The organism is Bacteroides sp. 3_1_23 (assembly GCF_000162555.1).
Taxonomy (GTDB): domain Bacteria; phylum Bacteroidota; class Bacteroidia; order Bacteroidales; family Bacteroidaceae; genus Bacteroides; species Bacteroides ovatus.
Genome location: NZ_GG774955.1, coordinates 1,175,660 through 1,200,545, shown reverse-complemented (window position 1 = coordinate 1,200,545; position 24,886 = coordinate 1,175,660). Strand labels below are relative to the sequence as shown.

The 24,886-nt window shown below is 37.5% G+C and carries 19 protein-coding genes; 2 read left to right on the top strand and 17 right to left on the bottom strand.

The genetic code is table 11. The features are described from left to right. Positions 1 to 496 precede the first annotated feature (496 nt). From HMPREF9010_RS02220 to HMPREF9010_RS02290, 17 genes are all read right to left on the bottom strand, one after another. Positions 497 to 1,015, bottom strand: a complete 519-nt coding sequence (locus HMPREF9010_RS02220; RefSeq protein ID WP_229090527.1) for an acyltransferase — start codon at positions 1,013 to 1,015, stop codon at positions 497 to 499. Between the two features lie 193 nt (positions 1,016 to 1,208). Continuing rightward, positions 1,209 to 1,928, bottom strand: a complete 720-nt coding sequence (locus HMPREF9010_RS02225) for an acyltransferase (RefSeq protein ID WP_008651468.1) — start codon at positions 1,926 to 1,928, stop codon at positions 1,209 to 1,211. A gap of 103 nt (positions 1,929 to 2,031) precedes the next feature. Further along, on the bottom strand, positions 2,032 to 3,561 hold the full coding sequence (locus HMPREF9010_RS02230; protein ID WP_008651460.1) for a hypothetical protein: 1,530 nt from the start codon (positions 3,559 to 3,561) through the stop codon (positions 2,032 to 2,034). Between the two features lie 203 nt (positions 3,562 to 3,764). Then, a complete protein-coding gene (locus HMPREF9010_RS02235; protein WP_008651458.1) occupies positions 3,765 to 5,063 on the bottom strand; it encodes an O-antigen translocase in 1,299 nt (432 codons plus the stop codon). Continuing rightward, on the bottom strand, positions 5,060 to 6,160 hold the full coding sequence (locus HMPREF9010_RS02240) for a DegT/DnrJ/EryC1/StrS family aminotransferase (protein ID WP_008651457.1): 1,101 nt from the start codon (positions 6,158 to 6,160) through the stop codon (positions 5,060 to 5,062). Before HMPREF9010_RS02240 ends, HMPREF9010_RS02235 begins: the two co-directional genes overlap by 4 nt. Then, entirely contained in the window at positions 6,153 to 6,656 is a 504-nt protein-coding gene (locus HMPREF9010_RS02245; protein WP_008651455.1) for an acyltransferase, read from the bottom strand. The genes HMPREF9010_RS02240 and HMPREF9010_RS02245 overlap by 8 nt, the downstream gene beginning before the upstream one ends. After that, positions 6,643 to 7,566, bottom strand: coding sequence for a DegT/DnrJ/EryC1/StrS family aminotransferase (locus HMPREF9010_RS02250; protein ID WP_008651453.1), 924 nt, complete (start codon positions 7,564 to 7,566; stop codon positions 6,643 to 6,645). The genes HMPREF9010_RS02245 and HMPREF9010_RS02250 overlap by 14 nt, the downstream gene beginning before the upstream one ends. Next, on the bottom strand, positions 7,563 to 8,501 hold the full coding sequence (locus HMPREF9010_RS02255; RefSeq protein ID WP_008651451.1) for a GNAT family N-acetyltransferase: 939 nt from the start codon (positions 8,499 to 8,501) through the stop codon (positions 7,563 to 7,565). The genes HMPREF9010_RS02250 and HMPREF9010_RS02255 overlap by 4 nt, the downstream gene beginning before the upstream one ends. Further along, a complete protein-coding gene (locus tag HMPREF9010_RS0124845; protein WP_032852925.1) occupies positions 8,498 to 8,917 on the bottom strand; it encodes a sugar 3,4-ketoisomerase in 420 nt (139 codons plus the stop codon). Before HMPREF9010_RS0124845 ends, HMPREF9010_RS02255 begins: the two co-directional genes overlap by 4 nt. After that, on the bottom strand, positions 8,910 to 9,308 hold the full coding sequence (locus HMPREF9010_RS0124840; protein WP_032852924.1) for a sugar 3,4-ketoisomerase: 399 nt from the start codon (positions 9,306 to 9,308) through the stop codon (positions 8,910 to 8,912). Before HMPREF9010_RS0124840 ends, HMPREF9010_RS0124845 begins: the two co-directional genes overlap by 8 nt. A 56-nt stretch (positions 9,309 to 9,364) precedes the next feature. Further along, the gene (locus HMPREF9010_RS02260) at positions 9,365 to 10,771 is read right to left on the bottom strand and encodes an undecaprenyl-phosphate glucose phosphotransferase (protein WP_008651449.1); all 1,407 of its coding nucleotides are present in this window, start codon (positions 10,769 to 10,771) and stop codon (positions 9,365 to 9,367) included. A gap of 19 nt (positions 10,772 to 10,790) precedes the next feature. Continuing rightward, positions 10,791 to 11,918, bottom strand: a complete 1,128-nt coding sequence (locus HMPREF9010_RS02265) for a Wzz/FepE/Etk N-terminal domain-containing protein (RefSeq protein WP_008651448.1) — start codon at positions 11,916 to 11,918, stop codon at positions 10,791 to 10,793. Between the two features lie 21 nt (positions 11,919 to 11,939). Next, positions 11,940 to 14,354 carry an SLBB domain-containing protein gene (locus HMPREF9010_RS02270; RefSeq protein WP_008651445.1) on the bottom strand — a complete coding sequence of 805 codons (2,415 nt, stop codon included), beginning with the start codon at positions 14,352 to 14,354 and terminating at the stop codon, positions 11,940 to 11,942. Beyond that, complete coding sequence (locus tag HMPREF9010_RS02275; RefSeq protein ID WP_008651443.1) at positions 14,332 to 14,928, bottom strand: UpxY family transcription antiterminator; 597 nt, start codon at positions 14,926 to 14,928, stop codon at positions 14,332 to 14,334. The genes HMPREF9010_RS02270 and HMPREF9010_RS02275 overlap by 23 nt, the downstream gene beginning before the upstream one ends. Before the next feature lie 352 nt (positions 14,929 to 15,280). After that, positions 15,281 to 16,231, bottom strand: coding sequence for a tyrosine-type DNA invertase cluster 3b (locus HMPREF9010_RS02280; RefSeq protein ID WP_004325372.1), 951 nt, complete (start codon positions 16,229 to 16,231; stop codon positions 15,281 to 15,283). Positions 16,232 to 16,491: 260 nt separating this feature from the next. Continuing rightward, a complete protein-coding gene (locus tag HMPREF9010_RS02285) occupies positions 16,492 to 17,670 on the bottom strand; it encodes a heparin lyase I family protein (RefSeq protein ID WP_008651441.1) in 1,179 nt (392 codons plus the stop codon). A 123-nt stretch (positions 17,671 to 17,793) separates the two neighbouring features. Continuing rightward, a complete protein-coding gene (locus HMPREF9010_RS02290; RefSeq protein WP_008651438.1) occupies positions 17,794 to 18,345 on the bottom strand; it encodes a DUF4738 domain-containing protein in 552 nt (183 codons plus the stop codon). A 147-nt stretch (positions 18,346 to 18,492) separates the two neighbouring features. Between HMPREF9010_RS02290 and HMPREF9010_RS02300 the strand changes: the two genes are divergently transcribed. Continuing rightward, a complete protein-coding gene (locus HMPREF9010_RS02300) occupies positions 18,493 to 22,017 on the top strand; it encodes a two-component regulator propeller domain-containing protein (RefSeq protein WP_008651436.1) in 3,525 nt (1,174 codons plus the stop codon). Between the two features lie 115 nt (positions 22,018 to 22,132). Then, the gene (locus HMPREF9010_RS02305; protein ID WP_008651432.1) at positions 22,133 to 24,742 is read left to right on the top strand and encodes a cellulase family glycosylhydrolase; all 2,610 of its coding nucleotides are present in this window, start codon (positions 22,133 to 22,135) and stop codon (positions 24,740 to 24,742) included. The last annotated feature ends 144 nt before the right edge of the window (positions 24,743 to 24,886 follow it).

The window sequence follows — 24,886 nt, the reverse complement described above, 5'->3', positions numbered from 1 at the left end:
ATATTTAAATAAATCTTTTTAAAGATATAAAATGGATAACGACAAATTATAACAAAAGAAAACATCAAATTAAACAGCCAAGACACCCAACTATGATTCAATACATCTGTATGTATAACAAACCGATTTACAAAGATTATTCCTCCATATATCAAACAATATATGAACCCTAAAGTATGCAGACGATGTTTATTTACGGTATGCTTATCATAATAAAGGTAAAATAGTGAAGTTAACAACATTACAATAAATGCTGGAACATATGACTTATGAGCAAATGAATATGACCCAGACCCTAATATTATGACTAAAACTCCCCAATAATCGACTAATGTTTTACGGTTAATTCGCATCACTCATATAAATATATTACCCTCATTTATCATCCCCAATATTAATAAACACTTTCTAATTAGAATATAAATAAGAATCTTAAACTAATTATTAAATACAACAATGTAAACATGAAGAAATCATCTATCAAAAAAAGAAAATACTAGGCTTTATTTTTACTAAAAAAATATTGTTGCCTCATTTTTATAAGATCCCTATTATTGCATCTTTTACTCATCCACGGATAATTATGGCAATTCTTAATTACTTTTTTGGCATATTCATCCGTAGTCATTATAAATTTAGCAGGAACTCCTCCCCATACTTCCCCAGATGGAATATGTTTAGTAACTATACTACCTGCAGCAACTATAGAGTTTGCACCAACAGAGGTATTAGGTAAAAGTATTGAATATGCCCCTACAAAACAGTTCTCAAAAAGTTCAATACTACCGACTTTATCCACTTCTGATAATGAAATCCCCAAATACTGTGCTATATTAAAGCAACTTACATCATGATTTATAAACCTTACATTTGCAGCACAAATTACATTATCATGAATACTAACTAAATATGGTTCTGGTATACTACACGAATATAACTGCACATTTCTACCAAGATAATGAAACTTACTCCTCATAAGCTCAGCTGCACCATGTGGGCTTACCATTTTAGACATAATTTTAAAACAAAGGTCTTGCATTCTTCGGAAAAACATACATTCTTTTTTATTAGTAAGTATTCTCTAATCTTCAACTCATACAAATAAAAAGCTCAAGGATCCTATATCATCAACTATTACACTTTAAAAAGATTAGAATTCCATTCTTTTTTATTCCTATAGTAAAATCATCAATATTCATATCAAGATACTAGTAGAATGGTACATATTCCCCAGTCATTTCATATTTTAAATTCTTATTTCGTTCCCCAATTTTTTTGGCTGGAACTCCTGCAACAATAGTATAAGGCTCTATAGACTTCGTGACTACTGCACCTGCTGCCACTACTGCTCCTTCTCCAATCTCCACACTATGAAGAATTAAGGCATTGGGACCTATCCAAACACGATTACCTATTTTAACAGGAGTTTTCGTTTGTGTATCACAACGAAAAAATGAATCTCGGTGGTCGTGCTGTTCTGTCCAAATAGACACATTAGAAGATAAATTTACGTTTTCACCTATTTCAATGCCATTTCTCCCATCCAATATGGCCCGGTCTCCAATAATACTTCCACATCCTATTCTTATTTTATAGGGTTCTCTCATTTCAGTACCATAATATATTACGACTTTCGGTGCCATATCTACACAATATACATTACGATAAACAAAGTTACGAAAATGATGGGATGGTACTTGTGATACCCGGTAATCATAATAACGCATAAATCCACCCAAATAGCGTTTCAACAGATAAAGAGAAGAGTGTTTATTCTTTATTACATCGTTTTGACTGTCCACCCCTCCCAATTTATATTTTCTTTTTATCTTATATGATAAAAATACTATTAGTGATGTCAGCGCAACAAAAGTAGTATTGCATATCAATAAGAAAACTAACAACTGAAATACCAATAAATAAACCATACATCATTATATTTTAGCAATTCATCAAAACTATATATCATTAAAATGCTCTTCATCTGCAAATCTCCCATATTAACATAGCACATATAGCTAGATATGTCCATTAAAAGAAAGCTTTCAACTTATATATAAAAAAGTCTAATAATCGCATTACAAATAATACAGAATAACGAGGAAAATAAATAAAAGAGCGAAACTTAAATGTTTTAAGTAGAAGTGATAAATACCCATTACAATAGTTGTTTGCATAATTAAAATAGAACTCCTTAATGTTATCATAAGCAATATCCAAAGGTAACATTTGCTTTGATTCATAATTACCAGTCAATAAATCATTAAGTTTTTTATCAAACTCTTGGGAATTAATTACTGCACAACGCAATCTTTGTCCCTCTGATTTTCTATACAAAGGATCATTACATAATTCCTTAGCATATGCAAATAGTGTATCTAAATCATTTTTGGCAATCGGTGCTTCATTATGATAATTAACAATGCCATCCACCTCATCCAACTCTACTCTCTTTTTTGCATAAGCCAAAATTGGTTTACCAAAAGCAGCTGCATATTGACACATTAGACCTCCAGACAAAGGATATGTACCATAATATATATCACAGTTTCTAAAAAGTTGAGATATATCCTTTCTATATTTAGATGTATATACGCGCTCTCCATTCTTCATTCTAAGGATACGTTTTTTTATCTCCCTTAATGATGTAGATGCAAGAAAGACAATCGAATTTGGGTTATCATCTAAAACTTTATCCATGATGTCAAAGAATAAATTCTCCTCATCTAACATTTTATACTCTGTCCCTCCTGTAAAAATCACAACTTTCCCTGTTCGATCAAAAGGGAATCCTTGAAAAGGTATATCGTCGGATATGATAGGATAATAAGGTAAATAAAGCAATTGACTCAACTTCACCCCACGTCTATCTACCGAAACTGAAGCTCCATATGGTCTAAATTCTATCAAATAATCAAGCATTGATTTACCAATCCAAAATGTGTGATCATTAAAATTAATATTATAACATGGGCATTGCTTAGCAGCCATGACAGCAATTATTAACCGTGCATCCCATGGCCATACATGAGTCAATATTTTCGTTGGATTAAAATTACGGATTTCTCTCGCCACCTCCTCCGTTGTATCCATTAAAGATCTTGACTCCTCAATTATTTTAATGGTAATATTTTCTTTATCTTGCAAATAGGCTGGAATTTCTGTAGAACCAATTCTAACCCCATTAATTTGAACAATACGATTTAATACGATTATTAAAACAGGAACTCCGACCTTGGCCAATGCTTTACTATATTGTTGAGTCACTTCCCCTCCATTTATAGTTCTGTTACAAACAAGCACGATACGTTCTTCTCCATTATTTACCGTGAATCTATCCTGCAGCAAACGTTCTTTTATACTACAAGATATATTTTGCAGAAGAAACTCCAAATCTTCATCAACATATTTAAAATTATAATTATAAGCCCATTGTGCAGCTACTTCTATATAACAAATACTCTGTTCCAAATGCCCACTTTGCATCTTATCAGAAGCTTTTTGTTTTATTATCTCAAAAATGTCTATTACTTGCCTTTCTGTCAATGTACCCTTTTTCATAATCTATGCCACTTTAGCATTCTATTCTGTTCACAAATAATCTAAACTTATTTAAACTATCAGCTTATCTAGTTTTCTATATAGTTATGAAGTATATACTTTAGTTTTGATTTTCAACGACAAAACAATCTACGTTCTCAACACTACAAATTAATATTAAAATAAAAGAGAATTTATAATCTTACATTATCTCTATTATTGCCTCATAATACCCTATAAACGATAATTTTTCTAAATATGACAACCATGCAAACCGTATATATTACATAGTTCACAAAATATGCTTGTGTTATCCCAACCACTCCATTTAGATTCATAAACAAATATCCTAATACCACGAATAAACCAGAAAATACGACTTCAGTTGCAATAAATGTTTTAGTCATAGATTTTGCTACCATCAAAAAAGCTAACAACCAACTAGATATTTTAAAAAAGTCTCCTAACAATTGCCAAATAAACAAGCTCTCCATCGGATAAAAATCTGGAGAAAAAAGTATCATAACAACAAAATGTCTCAATAAATATACAAGAGTTAACCCCGATAATAATATAGGAATAATGACTTTGTAACACTTGAATATTTCATACCGTAATTCCGAAATTTCCTTTATCTCTGATAAACGAGGTAAGTAGTAAATACTAAAAGAGGTGGTTATCACCATTAAGTATACGTTTGAAATACGATTCATTGCTTCCCACCATCCAGCTTCTGTCATAGATATTTCAGAAATAACATATCCACGTAATAACATTTGGCTAACCGGAACAACTGATAATGAGACTAATGTCATAGCTGAATAATTCAGGAAACGTCGAAGTATCTTCCTATCTAACCTCTCTCTATAATAGATGACAGATAGCCATGGAGCTTTTCTACATATCCAAAATGTAACAAAAAACACCACACTCTGATAAGAAACGGCACTAATCAATGCACCTTTCAATCCCATAGAAAAAACAAAACATATAGTAAAAAGTAATCCAACTATAGTCCCTGATATATTCACAATCACATATCTTTTAAACTCTTTATATCCATTTAGGATAGAAATTAATAGAGTATTCAGAGTGTACAGAAATATTGTAAAACCAAAAATTAAGAATACATATCCATATTCATCAGAAAGCATTACCAAACGACTAAGTTGATTATGTAAAATTATTAACCCTAAACTCACTATAAAAGTGAAAAATAAAGTTATCTGTAAAGCATTGGATAGAATTTTTTTTATTGCAGATTCATCTTCTTTATATTCTGCTACATATTTCGTTATTCCACTATTAATTCCGCCATTAGCTACTCCCAATAAGATAGTTGAAAAATTATTCAATTGACCTAATAGAGCAATCCCACATGGACCTATAATAGAAGCCACAACTTTTACGCTTATTAATCCTGTAAGCATACGCACTAAGGTAGATATAGCATTAAATGAAAACACTTTTACTATATCCTCTTTCGCTGTACGTTTAGCAAAAGAGGCAAACTTATATATCATTCCCACTTGTTCAGTAAATCAACAATAGTTTTTATCTCCATATTCATCATTATTGGGCTTAATGGCAAACTAAGTTCTTCATTATGAATTTGTTCCGTAATAGGGTACGAAAGTTTGTTCCACTCCTTAAAGCACTCTTGTTTATGAGGAGGTATAGGATAATGAATAATAGTCTGTACACCATTGTCAGCTAAATACTTCTGCAATTCATTACGTTTTTTTACACGAATAGTAAAAATATGGAATGCATGAGTATCCCAGTCTTTTATTATTGGAGTAATAATTGCTGGATTAGTTATATGATCAATATAATATCTTGCAAATTCCTTACGAATAGCTAAATCTTCATCCAAATGCTTTAATTTCACATTTAGCACAGCTGCTTGTATCTCATCCAATCGACTATTGCGTCCACAATATTTGAATACATATTTTTTATGTGAACCATAGTTAGCAATCGCACGAATCACCTTTGCTAATTCCTCGTCGTTAGTTGTTACTGCACCAGCATCTCCTAATGCCCCCAAATTCTTACCTGGATAAAAACTATGCCCAGCAGCATCTCCTAATGAACCTGTCTTTCTACTCTGATATATACAACCATGAGCTTGAGCATTATCTTCCACCAACTTAAGATGATATTTATTACAAATATCCCCTATTTTATCAGTATAGGCACATTGGCCATAAAGATGAACAATTAAGATACCTTTTGTGCGCTCTGTTATAAATGCTTCTATTTTGGAGTCATCTATTTGATAAGTCTCAATATTAGGTTCTACCAAAATAGGGATTAACCCATTCTCTGATATCGCTAAAATAGAGGCAATATAAGTATTAGCAGGAACTATTATTTCGTCACCAGGATGCATTACCCCCATTTCTATATAAGCACGAAATATCCAAACTAATGCATCTAACCCATTTGCACAACCTACGGTATATTTAGTCCCAATATACTGGGAATAATTTACCTCAAAATCTTCATTTTCCTTCCCTTGAAGATACCAGCCTGAATCAATAACACGACTAACCGCTTCATGTATTTCAACAGAATATCTTTCTGTTATTTTTTGTAAATCTAAAAATTTAATCATAAGCTAATTTTTTTATTTCACTATCTGAAAAATTTCGAATCAGTTTTGCCGGTGTTCCGCCAACTATTGAAAAATCAGGAAATGAAGTTGTTACAAAGCTACCAGCTGCAACAACACAAAATTTGCCCAATATAACCCCTGGCATAATAATTGCCGATGCACCAATCCATGAATGATCTCCAATAGAGACTTCTTTTTTATATATTGGATAAATTTTTTGCATTTCACTACTAGCATTTGGACCTGAATCTACCATAATATTAACATTTTGAGCAAAACTTACATATTTTCCTATTGTTAACTTTGCAGAAAACCCATTTAAGATACAATTCATCCCAATATAGGTATTAGCTCCAATTTCTAATAAATTATTAGGACCACCATATGCAGATACATACTTGGCTATTCTTACATTATTTCCTATAATTATATTATTAATCGACGATGAGGGGTCTAATTGCACATTTTCACCTAGCATAATATTAGCATAAACCATCTTTGAAATATTTTAGTAAAGTTATCATATAATCCAAATGAAACATATCGAGTTGTTGATGGACTGGGATATAAAATGCACTTTTACCATAAAAAACACTTGATTCAACACCATTGTTTTGCATAAAAATCTTCAGTGAATTATAGTCTATATTATCCTCCCATTTAAATAAAAAGACACCTGGAATGCTCTTCTTCTCCAATAAAAAAAACGGAGAGATCCCTATATATGAAAGCTTTTCAGACAAATATGTATAATTAAATAAACGCCGTTCAGCAATATAATCTATTAATGGTATATTTCTTGAAAGATTCTTTAAAATATAATCTTGATAACGTGATGGTATCATATTATCAGAAGGAAATTGCATTTTATTTGAGACTAAAACACCTCCTATTTGCATTGGAAAAATTTTAGGTAAGCTATATATTACAAAATCACCTATTTTTCCTATCAGTGAATGTTTATCTTTAGAAATAAAAGAATGTGCACAATCTTCAATAATCGGTATATTATATTTTTTCAATTCATTTAATCTCTCACAAGGATACCCAAACTCATGATTAATAAAAATAATCTTAGTCCGTTCTGTTATTTCTCTAGACCATAAACAATATTTCTCTATTTCTCTAGTAACACAGCTACTTATATAATAATTACCAGATGTCGTTAATATCGTTACAACATCATCATGAACTAGATCGTAATATGACAAAGCCAAAGAAATTGCATCACGTGCTTTTATGGTCAATAAATATTCCCCAAATCTTTCACGCAAATATTCTTTAGCAATCTCTATATCTACATTTAAACGATTCAAATCCTTCTCGATGAAAGGAGAAATCCGAATGGTTGGAGTTACTTCAACAGTAGGATTAATGATAAAGCCATCATAAATATCAATCTTCATAGTTCATATTCATAAATATCATAAATAACTCCCCGCCCCCCGAAGCCTTCCTTCTGAAAAATCAAGGCTTCATTCAAATACTCACCATTATTTTCTGTTGACTGACCAAAATCAAAATATTCGCAAGTTGCATATTGTGTATTAATCAAATAATCAAAAAGCAAGTCTAAAGCCCCAACCTCTTTACCTTCTAAACTGGCTGAAATATACTGTGTATGAACAATATGCCCCATTAGATACAATAAGGTTCCCCCTATTGCACGTTCTCCTTGAAAAGCTAAATATAGAACTATATTCTCCGGAAAACGAGATTTTAATAATTGCATTTCCTGAAGTGTATGAACAGGTCTCACACCATATCTATTTTTCAGATTTGTATTTAATATATCCCAAAATAATTCTAAATGATCGCTTTCTTCTATTCTTATTTCATTCTTCAAAGCTTTGCGAATACCAGACCTACGAGATTCTATAAATTTCACTTTATTACTTAGAAAGATTGTTGAAGAAATATTTCGAGCAATTAATCTACATCCAGGAATTCTAAATAAAGCATATAGGTCTTCTTGCGCTGGCAATTTATGATAAATATATGGAATTGCCTTATAAATGACTTTCACAATCCCCTTTTCTTTCAAATAACAATTAACAGCATCCAAAACTTCTATTAAATCCGAAACTGTTACTTTAGAATTTATAATAAAACCACCATAAGTCAATCCTTGATGAGAATATAGAATGTTATCGACTTTGTTTGCCGGTAAAAGACAATAAAGTTTAGAATTTCGATATATCATTAAGGAAAAATCCTGAAATCGCTCTGAATGGTAATCCATATAATTTCTGTCGAACAAAAAAGTCCCATTCTTTGAATTATGGACATACTGATTCCAAACTTGTATACAATCTGGTTTATATTGTTGTATTTCAATCATAGCGCATTTTTATATACTAAATAATCATCATAATTTCTTATATAATCTTTCTCATTATAAGTATCGGAAGCTAATACCAAACAAATAGATCCTGAAGAAAAACCCTGTTCAGAAGCCCATATTCCAGGGGGAATATGTAATCCATAAAAAGGACGATTCAGTAATACAGTACGCTTATTTACTCCATCATCAAGTACTACCTCAAAACTACCACTACCAGCAATAAGAAATTGATGACATTCTCTGTGAGCATGTGCTCCACGAGCTTCTCCACCAGGTATATCATAGCTATAAAACACACGTTTTATCTCAAAAGGAACATTCAAACCTCCATGAATAGGGGTTATATTTCCCGCACGATTCTCTATTTTAGGAAGTTCTATGATAGAACAATCATATACTGTTGACTTAGCCATTAAATACTTTCTTAAATTGTTCATAATCATATATATAATCATCCGCATTAAAAGGAGTAGATGATAATATTAAAGCAAGTGAATTTGTTGAAAAATTTTCCATTTTCCGCCAAAATCCTTTCGGTACATATAATCCATAATAAGAACGATTTAGATGAAAAATATTTTGTTCTTTCCCATCATCAAGAAGTACATCAAAACTTCCAGAGAGAGCTACTATAAACTCTTGATTTTCTCTATAAGCATGACCTCCGCGTTTTTCTCCTCCAGGAACATCATAAATCCAATATGTACGTTTTATTTTAAATGGTATATGATTTTCTTCCTCTATAATAGAAAGATTACCTCGTCTATCTAAAATCTTAGGCAAATCTATAATTCGAGCTTCCATATTTCTATTTTTTACAACATTTTTCCTAGAAAGAAAGACTATTTATATATCTTTCCTTAGTATGCATTTTTTTCTCCAATAAGTGCATTTATCACAGTCTTATAAATAATATATAAGTCAAGTAATAGTGTCCAATGTTCCATATACCAAATATCAGCCTTAACACGACCCTCCATTTGGGACAATTCTCTAGTTTCACCACGAAAGCCATGTGTTTGTGCCCACCCAGTTACTCCAGGCTTGATAAAATGACGTACCATATATTTATCAATTAGCTGTGCATAAATTTCAGTATGAGCTAACATATGAGGACGAGGCCCCACTATTGACATTTCACCCTTAAAAACATTTATAAATTGAGGCAGTTCATCAATGTTATAACGGCGAATGAAATCTCCAAATTTTGTTTTTCGAGGATCATCAATCGTTGCTTGTTTACTATCAGCTTCTTCATTTACTTTCATAGAACGAAATTTATAACACTTGAATTCCACACCATTCAAGCCTGTCCTCATTTGTGTAAAAAAGATAGGTCCAGGAGAAGTTAGTTTAATAATAATCCCCACAATTAGATAAATAAATGGGAAAATAGTAACTAAAAAGAATCCTGACAAAACTATATCAAACACTCGTTTCAATAGACGATTCTCCATTTTACTAAGCGGTTCGTACCGTAAATTAAGAATCGGCATATTTCCTACCATACTATGACAAATACGCCTAGGAAACCCCTTAAAAACATTAGGAACACCATGAAAATAAAGTAAGTGATTCTCGCAATAATTTGTTATAGGAACATTATAACGCCCCTGTTCCACAGACAAAGAACAAAAGATATGCTTTATATCAGTCCTTCCTGCCATAAAATCCGCAAAACAGTCAGGAGTACCTAGATAAGGACACTGTGAGGATAACTCCTCATTAGGGAGAATATCAAAATAGCCGACAACTTCATAGACAGATGCCAAAGAGCTCTCCATTTCCTCATATAGCATCTGCATATTATTACCTCCACCTACAAAAACTGTATAATGTTTATGATTACCTTTAGCACAATAGCTAATTAGCAAATGACGAATAATGATACGATAGATGCTTAAAATAACAAAGAGAATAAAAAAATAAAGAACAAAAAAAAGTGGAGAAATAATAGAAATTCCGCTAAAAGCCATGATACATGCCCAAAAGACTGAAAATATTATAATATTCTTCAATACACGTAACACTAGCTGGTCTGCACGAATCTCTCGACTATTCCAAGCTTTTCCACGAGATACCGAGCATGCCAAATAGCAAAGACTTAGTGAAGTCATCATAAAAGAAGCAGTACAAGAAAAAGGTAAATATATGAATACTTTTTTCCAAAAGAAAAGGAATTGATACAAACTAAAGTTCAGTATGATCAAATCTCCTAAAACAGCAATAAGTTCTACTATTTTATTTATCTGGTTAGTTGATGCCATATCACTTTACTTATTGATCTTAAGCTCGCATATCTTTAAATTTATTCAAAATATCTTTCCCAAATAAATTCCATGGTATGACAATACAAACAGAAAAGAAAACAAAAGCCAAAACATATATTTTCTTACTGGTTCCCGAAGGATTCAATGGTACCACTGCAGGCTCTATAACAGCGAATACAGGTTTCTCCTCCTGAACTTTAGCTCTAGCAACTTGAAGCTGATTTGCAACCTGACTATACACTTGATACGCTAAACTCATATCATTCTGTAATCGCTCCTGTTCAGCACGCGCACTCTGAAATATGATATTGTCATGAGAATCTACATAATTAGCATATTTTCTCTGGGCAGTATAATACTCTTGTTGACGTTCTTTGAAGAGTTTCTCCAAATAAAGACAATCTTCTTTAGCCTTGGATGTACGATAGTCTATAATGTACTCTTGCAATTTTCTTACAACAGAATCAGCAACTACCGCAGCTACTTTAGGATTTTGTAAAGTCACAGCAACCGTGGTCATAGATGTTTTCTTATCTACAGAGGCAGTTATCATTTTTTTTAAAGTTTCAATCTTCCTTGACTCTTTCTTAGATAATTCAATTATCCCCTGATTGATTTTATCTGAAGTTACTAATTCGTTATTTTCTTCAACAAACAATGACTTCATTCCACCAATTACCATACCAGGGAATCCAATTACATAATTCCACCATGGAGAAGATTCCTCATCCAAATAAATATTCAATGTCATATTTTCATCTTTCGATACTGATATTTCCATTGTAGAAAGTTCTAGTAAAAAAGGAGTAGAAGAAACAATATCGGCAGACAAAGAAGCATTCAATGCATCAGTACCATCACCCATGGCAACTTCATTTCCAAGGAAAGAAGCTGCCAAACCAGATAAACCATTGCCCTTATTACTTCCCATCTCTGGAGAAAGAGTAACTTCAACTGTGTACTGTTTAGGAATACTGATTGCTATAATAATGCCAATTATCAAACCAATACCAGCAACTTTATAGATTGTCTTACGAATACCTATAATCTTACGAAGAATATCCATTAGATCAATTTCGATCTCTTCATCTGTATGGTTACTCTGCTTCTGTCTTATTTCTTTTTCAGATTCTCCTTCTATCATAGTGGTATAAGCTGTTATCTTTTATTTTTTGATCAGATTAGCAATAGATGCAACCATCATTCCCAAAGTGCTGAATGTAGTAGCGTAACCTAGAATATTACCTATATTAGTACGCTTCTTTGATTTACTGGGAACAATTATCTCACACCCAGGCTCAATCTGTTTCTTACCACTACCTTTCACTTTAGTTACCTGGCCGTTCATGTATACGATAAATTTCTTACTCTTCTTTGCATTTTCAGAATAACCACCGGCTTGATTCAGATAATAATCTATATTCTCACCCTCTATATATGAAACTGTATTCGGAACCATTACAGCACCATTAATTGTAACCGTATTATTGTTCTTCGGAATAGAAATCACATCACCTTCACGCAAGACAATATCTGCTGTACTACCAGGATTAGCCAATGCCTTTTCCAAGTCAATACCAACACTAAAGGTATCTTCCACACGAACACCCAAAGAGTCCATCATAGCCTCACCCAACTGCCTGCTCATCAAGCGGATCACATCACCCATGCGTTTCTTTTCACTTGCATTAGCCACACGAGTCAATTTTGCACCACGTAAGTAGGCATAATTCGTTGCACCTCCAGCTTTATTGATCAAGTCCGAAAGACGTTCTTCACGACTGGTCATTGCATAAGAGCCTCCGAACAGAATTTCACCTTCAACAACCACATTCTGTTGAGCCTGATACCCTGGACTACGACGTACATAAACTTCATCATAAGGTTGAAGTACGAAGCCAGGAGTTCCATCTACAATAAAACCTTCTTTTAGGGAGAATGTATATATCTGGCCGATAGTATCGTTATCTACTGTACTACGAGGATTCTTAATTCTACGGGATACATCTACACGAACCACAGAAGCGGCTTCACGCAATCCACCCGCTTGAATGATCAAGTCTTCAAGGGTCATGTTATCCGCATAAGGATAGGAATCAGGTTTGGCTACTTCACCATGGATTACGACGTTGCCTCTGTCTTCCAGGTCATGAATACTCGGAATATAAAGGATATCGTTTTTCATCAGGATGATGTTTTGGGAAGTACCGTCCATGATAGCTTTAATGTCTACTGGAACAACTTCGGTAGTCAAGTCCTCACGCTGGCGGTAGAGAACGGCACGGTTCAAGAAGGCATCACCGGTCAGGCCTTGAGCTTCGTTTACCAGTTCACGGACTGTATTCAGTTTTCCATTCAACTGGTAGATGCCGGGACGATAAACGGCTCCACGGATTTCAAGTTTATTGATGAAACGATTAAGGATGGCTTCGACGGTCACAACATCACCGTTCCGCATTTTATAGACACTATAGTCAAGGTCTTTGACTGTGTTTACTTCATATTCCTGTCCGTTCTGACGTACGACACGCAAGGAACGGGTGTAGGCGTCAGCTTCAAAGCCACCGGCATAACTAATAAGGGTGGATAAGCTCTCATCCTTTTTCATTTCGAAACGCATCGGGCGTTTCACTTTTCCGTCGATCTTAACCAATACGTCATAGGCAGGGACTATTACTACATCGCCTTCCTGAAGACGAATGTCATCCTGAATGTTTCCTTTCATGATAAATTGGTAGACGTCGATCGTGGCGATATTTTTGCCGTTACGTACCAGCTGCACATTGCGAAGACTTCCTATGTCACTGACTCCACCCGCACGGTAAAGTGCATGAAAGACTGTGGCAAAAGAAGAGAGAGAGTAAGTGCCCGGTTGGACAACCTCACCCATTACATTGATCTGGATAGTACGTATGCTGCCCAAAGTCAGACGGATGTCAGAGGTGGGATCATTCGCATTATTAAGACCATTATATATCTTGTTTAATGTTTTTTTGAGATAGTCATTGGCTTCAGCAATAGTTAGTCCGTTCAGGTTGACAGGACCTATTTTCTGAATGTTGATCGTGCCGTCAGGAGAAATCTGTTGGCGGATAGTGTTCTGGCTGGCTCCCCAGATATCGATAATCACTTCATCACCGGGACCCAGACGATAGTTCAAGGGGGTGGCGATATTGACACTGGGTTCAAAAGTAAGGTTACGGGTGTTGAAAATATTTCGTCCGAAAACCTGGTTCCCAAGTGCGAGGTCTTGAGTGCTCGGGTGGTCTTCCAGCATATCGGAAGTGTTTTCTTTCATTTCCTCACGAAGGCGTGATTCATTGATGTCGGTACCCGTTGCATTGGAAGCATTGACATTGTTTTGCTGCTCATAGAGTTGCTTCACACGAGTTGCCTGTTCTTTGGTCACACCTCTACGTGCCAGTTCAGAAGCTAGTTGTTTCTGTTCTTTACCCTGGCGGATGCCATCCTTGACATATTCAAGAACTTGGGAGTCGCTCATATTTTGAGCCATTAAAGGAGAAAAAACTCCCAGCAACAGAATGAATAGAAATACGTTAAATTTTCTTCGTGTTGTCATTGGTGATCTTTGTGGGTTCTACATAACCGATTGGCATATCTACACAAGCACAGCCAAGCATATTTAAACGAACGGCAATCTTACTCTTCCCGCCTACAGTCACAAGTTCGCCAACAAGTCCACTCAAAGGACCTTTTATGACACGAACTTTCTCACCACGCGCTAGTGGAGTATCATTCATACAGACTGCTTCTTCGGAATAATCGAGCATGAAACGGAAACGGGCCATCTGCCCGTCAGGAATAACGGCAGGAGTACTCTCTCCACGCATCACCATATAACGGCTGACCGTAGAAAATGAAAGGACTTCCATACGTTCTTTTGGATTGACATGTACAAAAACCATCATTGGGAGTAAGACTGTATCAACCATCTTACGACGGTCACTCCATTGATGGATTTGTTGTTGAACGGGAACAAAAGAATCAATTCCCATCTTAGACAAACGCTCGGCAACTTTTTTCTCGTGATGCATTCGAACGAGTGCTACATACCAGCGTTTTGAGTGTGCTACGCCTTCCCCTGTCCCACTACTAGGCCCGGCATTTACTGATTTCGGTTTCGTTAAAATCATATTTTTTTACCCCATGTTCATCCGTTACTTCTTAGGTAACAGACAATACATACACGAAACGCATACTACAGTGAAAATAGAAATCACATACATGACAAAGGCGTAGAAAATGGAAAAGCCTAATATTCAATAAGAAAACTATTGAATTAGGCAATGAAAAAGTATAGAGCATGGAAATAAGATTATTTCATGTTCAGATAGTTTTTTGCTCTATGTTTCAGATAAAACGAAAAAAAGTGGAAGAATATTTGCTTACTATTCGTGTTTTTGTCTATCTTTGCGTCAAATTTAAGTTCTGTTACCTAAGAAGTAACACACATATTTTACTTCTGATTATCAACATTTTACATATCTACCATCTGTCTACACAACAGTTTCTCACGTAAGATAAATTCCCTTTATTTACCTCCGTACGTTCTTTAAGTCCGAAGCCTTTCAAATAGATTTGTGTGGTTTTTATAGATTTGTGTCCCAATGATTCACTAATCATTTCAATCGATACTCCCCGATACTTCGCTGTCGTTGCCCAAGAATGGCGAAGTGTGTAAGAAGTGACAGGAGACTTCAAACGTAAAGCTCTCGCTAAGTCCTTTAAACGGTTGTTGAATCGACGGAGGGCAGACTGGTATTCCCGATAAGCCCTTTCATCCGTCCGTTTCTTATCACTGCTAAGAATATCAAACAGATAATCCGGAGAATCCGGATGAGAATCCTGGTTACTACGAAGCCGGTTGATCATTTCCTTTGCAGTATCAAGTATTTCCACACTCATCGGAGTTTTAGTCTTGATACGGTTATACCGTAACACATTCTGATCTAAAGCTGATTTCTCCAGATGAGCTAAATCCGCGAATGACATTCCACAGAATTGAAACATCAAGGCAGCAATAGCCTGTGTTCGACGCAAACGCTCCGATTTGGGATCCTCATACAAAAGTCTACGTAATTCACCGATAGGCAAAGCTTTCTTTTGGCGAACATCTACTCCCGTATAAACATCATGAAACAATCGGGGTACGTAAGGTGCACTACCTGCTTCCACTCCTCGATTATAAATACAACGAAGCATACGCATATACGTAGAAATCGTATTAGGCTTCAAGCCACACTCATAAAGGTACTGCCCGTAACGTCGTAAACGCTCGCGGGTAACCTGTCTGAACGACACATTGGACGTGCCACAAAATTTGCTAAAAGAGAAGATAGCATTCTTATAGACATGCGCTGTAGAATGCCTTCCTTCCTTTCGCAAACGACCGATGTAGAACTCTGCACATCGGCTAAACCCATTTTTGTTCATCATTTGCATCACTAGTTATTTTATATATGCCATTTGGCAAGCGGCAAAAAAACAAATCTTTTTGCATACCTGACACGTACTTACTAGATGCAGTCCTATTTTTTATCATTTTTAACTTTATTACAATCAGCAAATTATGACAGTAAAAAATGGTATCACTATCATTGCTGCGCTGACAAATAAACGGTAAAAGAACTAAAAAAATATCCGGATGCTCACAAAAAGAACATCCGGATATCACTCTCTTTTTACCTTCTGACTAATTACCTTTCTGAATAGTTTGCCAAATTGTAACATACCGGCTTAGTGCTATTACCTACACGGTAAATACCGAACTTGAAGTAATAACCATCATCGTCGTTACGTCCAATCATGATTTTTTCATTGTCTACAATGTGTTTACTAACCTTTTTCCCCTTTTCCTGATAGTCCATCTGCACATCGAGCATACCCGGTTTTACAATCGTTTCCGCCTCTTTGCCATAGACTGTCCAGTCAATATGAATGCGGAATGTAATCCAGCAGTCTTTCGGAAAATCGGCATAAGGCATTTTGTAAGCAATGGTCGATGCTTTATAGTCTGATGTTACAGGTTTCATGATCGGTGTTTTTTCGGGATTTGCGTTGCAACGGTCGTCTTTATCCGTCAGCCACTTACGGTCGGAATTTGCTTTGATATAGAACCATCCGCCGGAGAACCCGAACGCCAATGGAGGATAGCCTCCTTGTTCCACGAGCCATCCGTTGGCCTTTCCGGCCTGATATACAGGATTTCCTTGTTTGTCTTTCACCGGATTACCTTGTTTATCCAGCTTGGCTACTTTCTCGTGCCCTTCATTCTTTTTAAAGATTGTAGTCTTTTCCAGTTCAACGAACTCGTCAATCGTAAGTTTCTTCACTTCTCCCTGTGGAGTTTGTACCAATGTACGATCCGGCATCCCATGCCATTGGGCAAAAATTGTCGAGACATCGCTACCCAATGAAGAAGGAATATATACGGCAAACTCATAGTCGCGGGAAGCTCCTTGCGGACAAATACCTTTCCCATGATGATATACAGTTTTGGTAATCTGTGCTTTCTGATAAACATCGGCAGGCAGGCCTTTGAAATCATCGGAAGCTGCATAACAATAAGAAAATTCCGCACGCCCTTTTGTTTCCCCTTTGGCATATCCTGACAGGGTGTTATCATCTTCCTTCAATTCAAAACGATAGGAAGGCTTACCGTTGAACATACGTGTGAAGTCGCGTTGAATTGCATGAGGCTTTTTAGTCCCTACTGCTACCCAGCAATCGTCTATAATTTGATTGACGCGTGCCGAATCCGCCTGCACGTTTACCCGTTCCGTAAGCGGAACCAACGTTTGTGTATCTTGGGTTTGAGCGGTCAGTGCCGTACATCCTACTGCTACCACACAGATAGCAAAAATGTTTTTCTTCATTCTATTCGGTATTAAGTTTGTTGACGGTGCAAAAATACGAAAGGCAACCTCATTGGCTGCCTTTCTTTTGTCTCAAATGTTTTCACATTTGTGTAATTTTACTGTCAACACCCGCCTACAAGCTTAATTAGGTGCTTCATCGTCATAATCTTCTTCAAGCATATCCACTTTCTGTATACTCATTTTTCCATCAGCGGTAATCGTTATGGAAAGCGGCATATACAAATCTGTCTGCGGATAACAAACACTCGCTGCATACACAATTCCCTGCGGAGTAGTCTTGTCATATACAATGCCTTCCAATATAGACTTAGATAGGAAGTTCGCATCGACTACCGATGAAAAATCATTCTTGGTAAAGGTCTTGTTCAACACGGTTTCATTACCACGAGTCAGGTGCAACACTATTTTATTGTCGACATAGGTATCTCCCAGCTCGTTTGTCACATGGGGCAGATTTTCATCCGGAGTACGCGAAACGAGGGAATGATAATCTTTCCCCTTAAATTTAAAGTCGGTTTCGCTCTTAGACGTCTGCATACGCTGCAATCCGTGAGCATCCACACTGTCTATCATCGCCAATGTCGACGTATTATCTGAAGATCCTTTTTTACCGCCACATGCACTCACAGCCACTGCCAACGGCAATAAAAGCCAATAAATTAGTTTTCTCATACGTAAGTTTTCTGTTTATAAATAGATAGCAAAGGAACAAAAAGAGCGGGATATTTACAAGTGTAACCGACATTTTTCCTACATTTGCAGAAAAGAAGGAATACTTTTACAACAATTACAGATTTAAAAACCTGCAAACCTAACACCATGCGCGAACGAATTACAACAATTCTTTTTCTCATCCTTGCCTACTGTAGCAGTGGCAATGTGTATGGGCAAAAAGTAAATTATCAGCAATTCGACAACATCTATCTCGGGGCCGAAGCTTCGGTGATTAGTTGCTTCCTGCAAGATAGCGAGGGACTGATATGGGTGGGTTCCAACAAGGGTTTATTCAGTTATGACGGTTATTCCACACAACAGCATTTCACGTATGGAGAACGTACTAACACACGTATCTACTGCGGTATTATAGCAGATAACACTTATTTATATCTGGGAACAGATAACGGGATTCTTGTTTATAACTATCGAACAGACAAATATGAGCAACCGGATACTGATTTCCCAACGGATGTCCGTACCATGGTACTCCAGGGAGATACATTGTGGATAGGTTCGTTGAATGGATTATATACTTATCAGTTAAAAAGCCGTCAACTGAATCATTTCGATAGCAAACAGACCGGATTGCCTCATAACACCATCTATTCCGTCATTCAGACAAAAGATAATCAAATTTATATAGGTACTTACAACGGATTATGCCGCTATGTGCAGGCAAGTGGAAAATTTGAAAACATCCTTTTGCCCGTTAACCGGGGAGGCAGCAATTTGTTTGTCAATTCTCTGTTGGAAGACACCACCCGACAATGTATCTGGATCGGGATGGAAGGTTATCTCTTCCAATACAATCCCACTACAGGAGAGATGAAGGCGATAGAGGTATTTCATAACAACTCCATCAAATCACTGGCACTGGACGGAGATGAAAATTTGCTGGCAGGTACAGACAACGGGCTTTATGTGTACCAGAATGACAAAGAACCTTTGCAGCATATCATTCACGATTCACGCAATATCCAGTCACTAACCAACAATATTATCTGGAACATATTCTCGGATCAGGAACATAATATCTGGCTGGGAACAGATTATGGCATTTCCCTGTCACGCTATAACAGTGCGCTGCAATTTGTACCGATTTCTCAAATCACAGGCACGGGAGACGGAAATCAGTTCTATTCCCTGTTCCGGGATTCCAAAGGATTCTATTGGTTCGGAGGTACAAACGGAGTGATCCGGTTCACCCATCCGGCAGGCAATAAACACGATGCTATCTGGTATAGAATGGGGGATAAAAACCATCCGTTATCCCACAACCGGATACGGCACATCTACGAGGATAGAGAACAGCAGTTATGGATAGCCACAGACGGAAGTATCAACCGCTATGACTATAATACCCATCAATTTGTACATTACAACATCGTAGACAATACAGGAACTTATAATACCAACTGGGCTTATTACCTGTTTGAAGATACTGACGGGAAGCTTTGGATCGCCACCTGTCTCGGAGGCATCTTTGTAGTGGACAAACATAAACTGATACAATCTGCCGGAAAATCGTATGTAGCCGATCAAAATTATTCCATTCATAATGGGTTATCGGGGATGTTCATTAATCAGATTGTCCCTGATGCGGAAGGTAATGTATGGGTATTGTTATACAACAGCAAAGGAATAGACAAAATCAATGCCCGTACGCGGCAAGTGACAAAGCTGTTTGCCGATGAATTAAGTGGCGAGAAGAGCCCGAACTACCTTTTACGGGATGAAGACGGCATGCTTTGGGTAGGATTTCACGGAGGGGTGATGCGTATCAATCCCAAAGACTCGAGTCAGCAAAGTATCTCTTTCGGCAATTTCAGCAATAACGAGATTCTGTCTATGACCTCTGTAAAAGAACATATCTGGGTTTCCACCACTAACGGACTTTGGATCATCGACCGGAGAACAATGGATGCCCGCCAGCAAAGCCTGACGGATAAACGTTTCACCAGTCTCATGTTTGATCCGGAAGATGGAAATATCTATCTGGGAGGTGCAGACGGGTTCGGCATATCCCGTCCCGAAATACAAGCCATGAATCAGCCGGAACACTCCATTTTACTGACTGCCTTATATATCAACAATCAACTGATGTCTCCGCATACTGGAGAGAATATTCCCAACATCCGTTATACCGATGCTATCGAACTAAAATACGACCAGAACAACCTGGCTTTCGAACTTTCAGACCTCCCCTACTCGCTAGAAGAAAAACATGAATTCGTCTACCGGCTGGAAGGTATGGACAAAGAATGGAATTTCCTGCAATCCAACACGAATCGCATTACGTACAGTAATCTGGGTTATGGGGATTATCAGCTGGTAATCAGCAAAGTAGAAAAGAGCGGTTCTCCTTCCGAGCATCCATATATCCTGAATATTAAAATTCTCCCTCCATGGTATTACACACTTTGGGCAAAGATAATCTACATTCTTTTATTCTTGAGCCTCATTGCCTGGGTTATCAACTTTTTCCGTGTCAAGAACCGTCTAAAAATGGAACGGATGGAAAAAGAGAAGATTCTGGAACAATCACGCCAGAAAATGGCTTTCTTTACCCATTTGTCTAATGAATTAAAGACACCGCTTAGCCGGATTATCGCTCCTGTCAGTCAATTGCTCCCCGTTGCAGAAGAAGTGCATGAGAAACAGACACTGGAGGAGGTACAGCGTAATGCAATGAAAATAAACTCATTGATTCATCAGGTATTAAACTTCAACCGGATAGAGGATAATAAAGATTCGCTGCTGATTTTGTCGCGCATCGAACTTGTGTCATTCAGCCGTAGCCTGTTTTCCGTCTATGAGGAAAACAAACAGATCACATTCCATTTCGAGACGAATAAAGCCAAAATTTATGCTGATATGGATGCCATCAAACTTGGAGTGATTTTAGATAATCTGCTTTCAAATGCCGTCAAATTCACCCCGGATGGTGGAAGTGTCCGCCTGTCTCTTTTCTATCGTGAAGAAACGGAATTGTTGGATATTTGTGTTTCTGATACAGGAAGCGGAATCCCGCAACAAGATATTCCATATATCTTCCAGCGCTTTTTCCAGTCTCCACATTCCGGCAATAAGGAAGGTACAGGTATCGGACTTTATCTGGTCAAGACTTATACGGAACTTCATGGCGGTCACATCAACGGAGTCACCTCGAACGAAGGAAAAGGAACTTCCATTGGCCTGAATATCCCTGTCATCGCCGTAGAGAAAGAAGAGATTCCGGCGACACAAGTGAAAAAGCAGTTGGAATCGTTGCCTGTTCTTAAACCAATCGAAGCAGAATCTCAAGATGAGAAATTTCTGTCGAACATTATCCGCCTGATTGAGGATCATCTTTCTGAATCGGAATTGAATGTGAATGCGCTTTGTGAATTATCCGGTATCAGTAATAAGCAGATTTACCGGAAAATTAAACAGCTGACCGGAATGTCTCCAGTGGAATACATCAAATCGATCCGGATGAAAAAGGCGGCCATGTTGTTGCAACAAAAGAAGTTTACCGTTGCCGAAGTGATGTACATGGTAGGCTTTTCCAATCATTCTTACTTCTCCAAATGTTTTCAGGCAGAATTCGGAAAAACGCCACGCCAGTACCTTAATGAAGACCTGTAGAGGCATTTGGAGACATTTCGTCCTATTTTTATCCTTATATGTCCAATCTGTGCTTTTATTGAAATGACCAATAAATTACTTTTGTTGCTGTCAATAAACCGATAAATTTGATAGCATGAAAAGACTGTTGATCCTTACCTTTATTTGTTTGATATCTACCTTTGTCAAAGTGCAAGGCAAATCATCCTCTACACCTATTATATATATAGATGGAAATGGGGTGATGCGTTGGAGTGACACCCGCCGGGAGGCTTCCTTTTTCGGTGTTAATTATACGCTGCCTTTCGCCCATGCTTACCGTGCCATTGGATATTTGGGACTGGACCGCAAAGCTGCTATAGATAAAGATGTATATCATATCTCCCGTCTGGGACTGAATGCTTACCATATTCATTTATGGGATGTGGAACTGACAGACGGACAGGGAAATCTCCTCGAAAACGAGCATCTCGACTTGATGGACTACCTGATTGCCAAACTCAAAGAACGCAATATTCATATTGTGATTACCGCGCAGACCAACTTCGGGAACGGATATCCCGAACGAAACATACAGACGGGCGGCTTCTCCTATAAATATGATAAATGCGATATGCACTCCCACCCGGAAGCTATCGCTGCACAAGAAACCTATCTTCATGGTTTGGTGAAGCACGTCAATCCATATACGGGGTTAGCTTATAAAGACGATCCCTCCATTGTTGGGTTCGAAATCAATAATGAACCTTGTCATTCCGGTACGAAGAAAGAGGTAAAAGCCTATATCAACCGGATGCTGAAAGCGATCAATAAAACAGGAAACCGCAAACCTGTATTCTATAATGTAAGCCACAACGGATATGTAGTAGAGGCTTATTACGAAACTGCCATTCAGGGAACTACTTATCAATGGTATCCCATCGGACTGGTATCCGGACAGACACAGCAGGGAAATTTCCTTCCCTATATAGACCGCTATGATATTCCCTTTTCCGATAAAGTGAAAGGATTCGATAAGAAAACACGGATGGTATATGAGTTCGATCCGGCAGATATCATGTATTCTTATATGTATCCGGCCATGGTACGCACTTTCCGTACAGCAGGTTTTCAATGGATTACCCAGTTTGCGTATGATCCGATGGATATCGCTTATGCCAATACGGAATATCAGACTCATTTCTTGAATCTTGCCTGTACGCCTCATAAAGCTATCAGTATGAAGATAGCCGCCGAAGCTGCACGCAGTCTGAAAAGAGGTGAATCATACGGCAGTTATCCACAGAACACTTTATTTGGTGACGGTTTTCGTGTCAGTTATACAGAGGACTTGAGCGAATTAAATAATGGAAAGAAATTCTATTATTCCAATCATACCAACACCCAGCCCAAAGATGCGTCACAACTTGTTTCCATTGCCGGTTGTGGCAGTTCTCCGATCATTCATTATGAGGGAACAGGTGCTTATTTCATGGATTGCCTCGAACCGGGAGTCTGGAGACTGGAAGTGATGCCGGACGCGGTAGTAGTGAACGATCCGTTTGCCAAACCGTCACTCGATAAAGAAGTGGTTACCATCGCTTATGGTACTTGGGACATGGCTTTGCAAATACCTGATTTAGGGATGGAATTTACCTTTACGGCCCTCAATCAAGGAAATCAGCAGAAAGGAGATGTGACAGACGGGACTATCCGCGGACTTCGTCCGGGTACCTATCTGCTGAAACGTAAAAACTGTACGCCCAAACAGAACTGGCAGGCAGACTCTCAATGGAATTCCATCCGCATCGGAGAGTATGTGGCTCCTGCTCCACGTGTGACGGATTATAAAGTCGTTCATACTCCATCGGCAACCACTGAAGCAAATAAGGATTTGACGATTAGTGCACAGGTGGTAGGAACCGAATTCCCGGATTCTGTGATTATCTACACCGATAAGATATCTTTTTGGAATGAGCATAATCCATATATCAAGATGAAACGTACAGGCGGATATACCTATCAAGCAACGATACCCGCTACAGAAATAAAGGATGATTGTTTCAGGTATAACATCATCGTATGCCGGGGCAACAGCACTCGCACTTATCCCACAGGAAATTCCGATTACAGGAATTCATCATCGGGAATAAAGGGAAATCCACTGGACTGGAATTATACTTCCGGAGCCTATTGGACTACTCGTGTTGTTGCCCCAGATAGTGCGATACCACTATTGACTATTACGGACGCAGATAGCCGGATAGAAGCATACACGCTTCCCGAATGGAATGATCTCCAACGTACTTTGGTTGATTCTTCTCCGGTGGAAAAACCTTTGCTCCGGTTCCGGTTTACTCCTAAAGGAGAAAATCCGCACTATTTCCTCCGCACGTTCGTAAAGAACCTGATTGAAGAAAGAAAAGAAAGAGTAAAGGGTTGTAGCGTTCTCTGTATCCGGGTAAATCGCACGAAAGCACTTCCGGAAGGACTCAGTGCCGGTTTCGTAACGTCAGACGGATATACTTATAAAAGCCCTTGTCCTGCTCCATCATCGGAGGGAATCATACGGATACCGTTGAAAGATTTACGCCAGACAGACACGGCACTGCTGCCGATAGCTTATCCGACCTTCTTGAAACAGTATTTCCATCCGGAAACGGAAATCGCATTTTTACCGGAAAGGATTGAAAAGCTGGAGTTGTCAATGTCAGGAAACAAGAAAGAGTTAGTTGAGATTGAACTAGGAAATATCTGGCTGGAATAATCGTTCTTAAAGTTCCCCGTTGTCGAAGCCTTCGTTCCTCGGTGAGGAAAGGGTCGTTCATCGGTGAGGAACAAGGTCTTCCTCGGTGAGGAACAAATCTTTCGTCTGAACCACGTCTGAAGCCTTCTGAAAGGGGGTAGCAAA

Bases quoted from the DNA above. Each gene is read 5' to 3' on its own strand.
- HMPREF9010_RS02220 (WP_229090527.1), bottom strand. From the start codon at position 1,015: ATGTCTAAAATGGTAAGCCCACATGGTGCAGCTGAGCTTATGAGGAGT.
- HMPREF9010_RS02225 (WP_008651468.1), bottom strand. From the start codon at position 1,928: ATGGTTTATTTATTGGTATTTCAGTTGTTAGTTTTCTTATTGATATGC.
- HMPREF9010_RS02230 (WP_008651460.1), bottom strand. From the start codon at position 3,561: ATGAAAAAGGGTACATTGACAGAAAGGCAAGTAATAGACATTTTTGAG.
- HMPREF9010_RS02235 (WP_008651458.1), bottom strand. From the start codon at position 5,063: ATGATATATAAGTTTGCCTCTTTTGCTAAACGTACAGCGAAAGAGGAT.
- HMPREF9010_RS02240 (WP_008651457.1), bottom strand. From the start codon at position 6,160: ATGATTAAATTTTTAGATTTACAAAAAATAACAGAAAGATATTCTGTT.
- HMPREF9010_RS02245 (WP_008651455.1), bottom strand. From the start codon at position 6,656: ATGGTTTATGCTAATATTATGCTAGGTGAAAATGTGCAATTAGACCCC.
- HMPREF9010_RS02250 (WP_008651453.1), bottom strand. From the start codon at position 7,566: ATGAAGATTGATATTTATGATGGCTTTATCATTAATCCTACTGTTGAA.
- HMPREF9010_RS02255 (WP_008651451.1), bottom strand. From the start codon at position 8,501: ATGATTGAAATACAACAATATAAACCAGATTGTATACAAGTTTGGAAT.
- HMPREF9010_RS0124845 (WP_032852925.1), bottom strand. From the start codon at position 8,917: ATGGCTAAGTCAACAGTATATGATTGTTCTATCATAGAACTTCCTAAA.
- HMPREF9010_RS0124840 (WP_032852924.1), bottom strand. From the start codon at position 9,308: ATGGAAGCTCGAATTATAGATTTGCCTAAGATTTTAGATAGACGAGGT.
- HMPREF9010_RS02260 (WP_008651449.1), bottom strand. From the start codon at position 10,771: ATGGCATCAACTAACCAGATAAATAAAATAGTAGAACTTATTGCTGTT.
- HMPREF9010_RS02265 (WP_008651448.1), bottom strand. From the start codon at position 11,918: ATGATAGAAGGAGAATCTGAAAAAGAAATAAGACAGAAGCAGAGTAAC.
- HMPREF9010_RS02270 (WP_008651445.1), bottom strand. From the start codon at position 14,354: ATGACAACACGAAGAAAATTTAACGTATTTCTATTCATTCTGTTGCTG.
- HMPREF9010_RS02275 (WP_008651443.1), bottom strand. From the start codon at position 14,928: ATGATTTTAACGAAACCGAAATCAGTAAATGCCGGGCCTAGTAGTGGG.
- HMPREF9010_RS02280 (WP_004325372.1), bottom strand. From the start codon at position 16,231: ATGATGAACAAAAATGGGTTTAGCCGATGTGCAGAGTTCTACATCGGT.
- HMPREF9010_RS02285 (WP_008651441.1), bottom strand. From the start codon at position 17,670: ATGAAGAAAAACATTTTTGCTATCTGTGTGGTAGCAGTAGGATGTACG.
- HMPREF9010_RS02290 (WP_008651438.1), bottom strand. From the start codon at position 18,345: ATGAGAAAACTAATTTATTGGCTTTTATTGCCGTTGGCAGTGGCTGTG.
- HMPREF9010_RS02300 (WP_008651436.1), top strand. From the start codon at position 18,493: ATGCGCGAACGAATTACAACAATTCTTTTTCTCATCCTTGCCTACTGT.
- HMPREF9010_RS02305 (WP_008651432.1), top strand. From the start codon at position 22,133: ATGAAAAGACTGTTGATCCTTACCTTTATTTGTTTGATATCTACCTTT.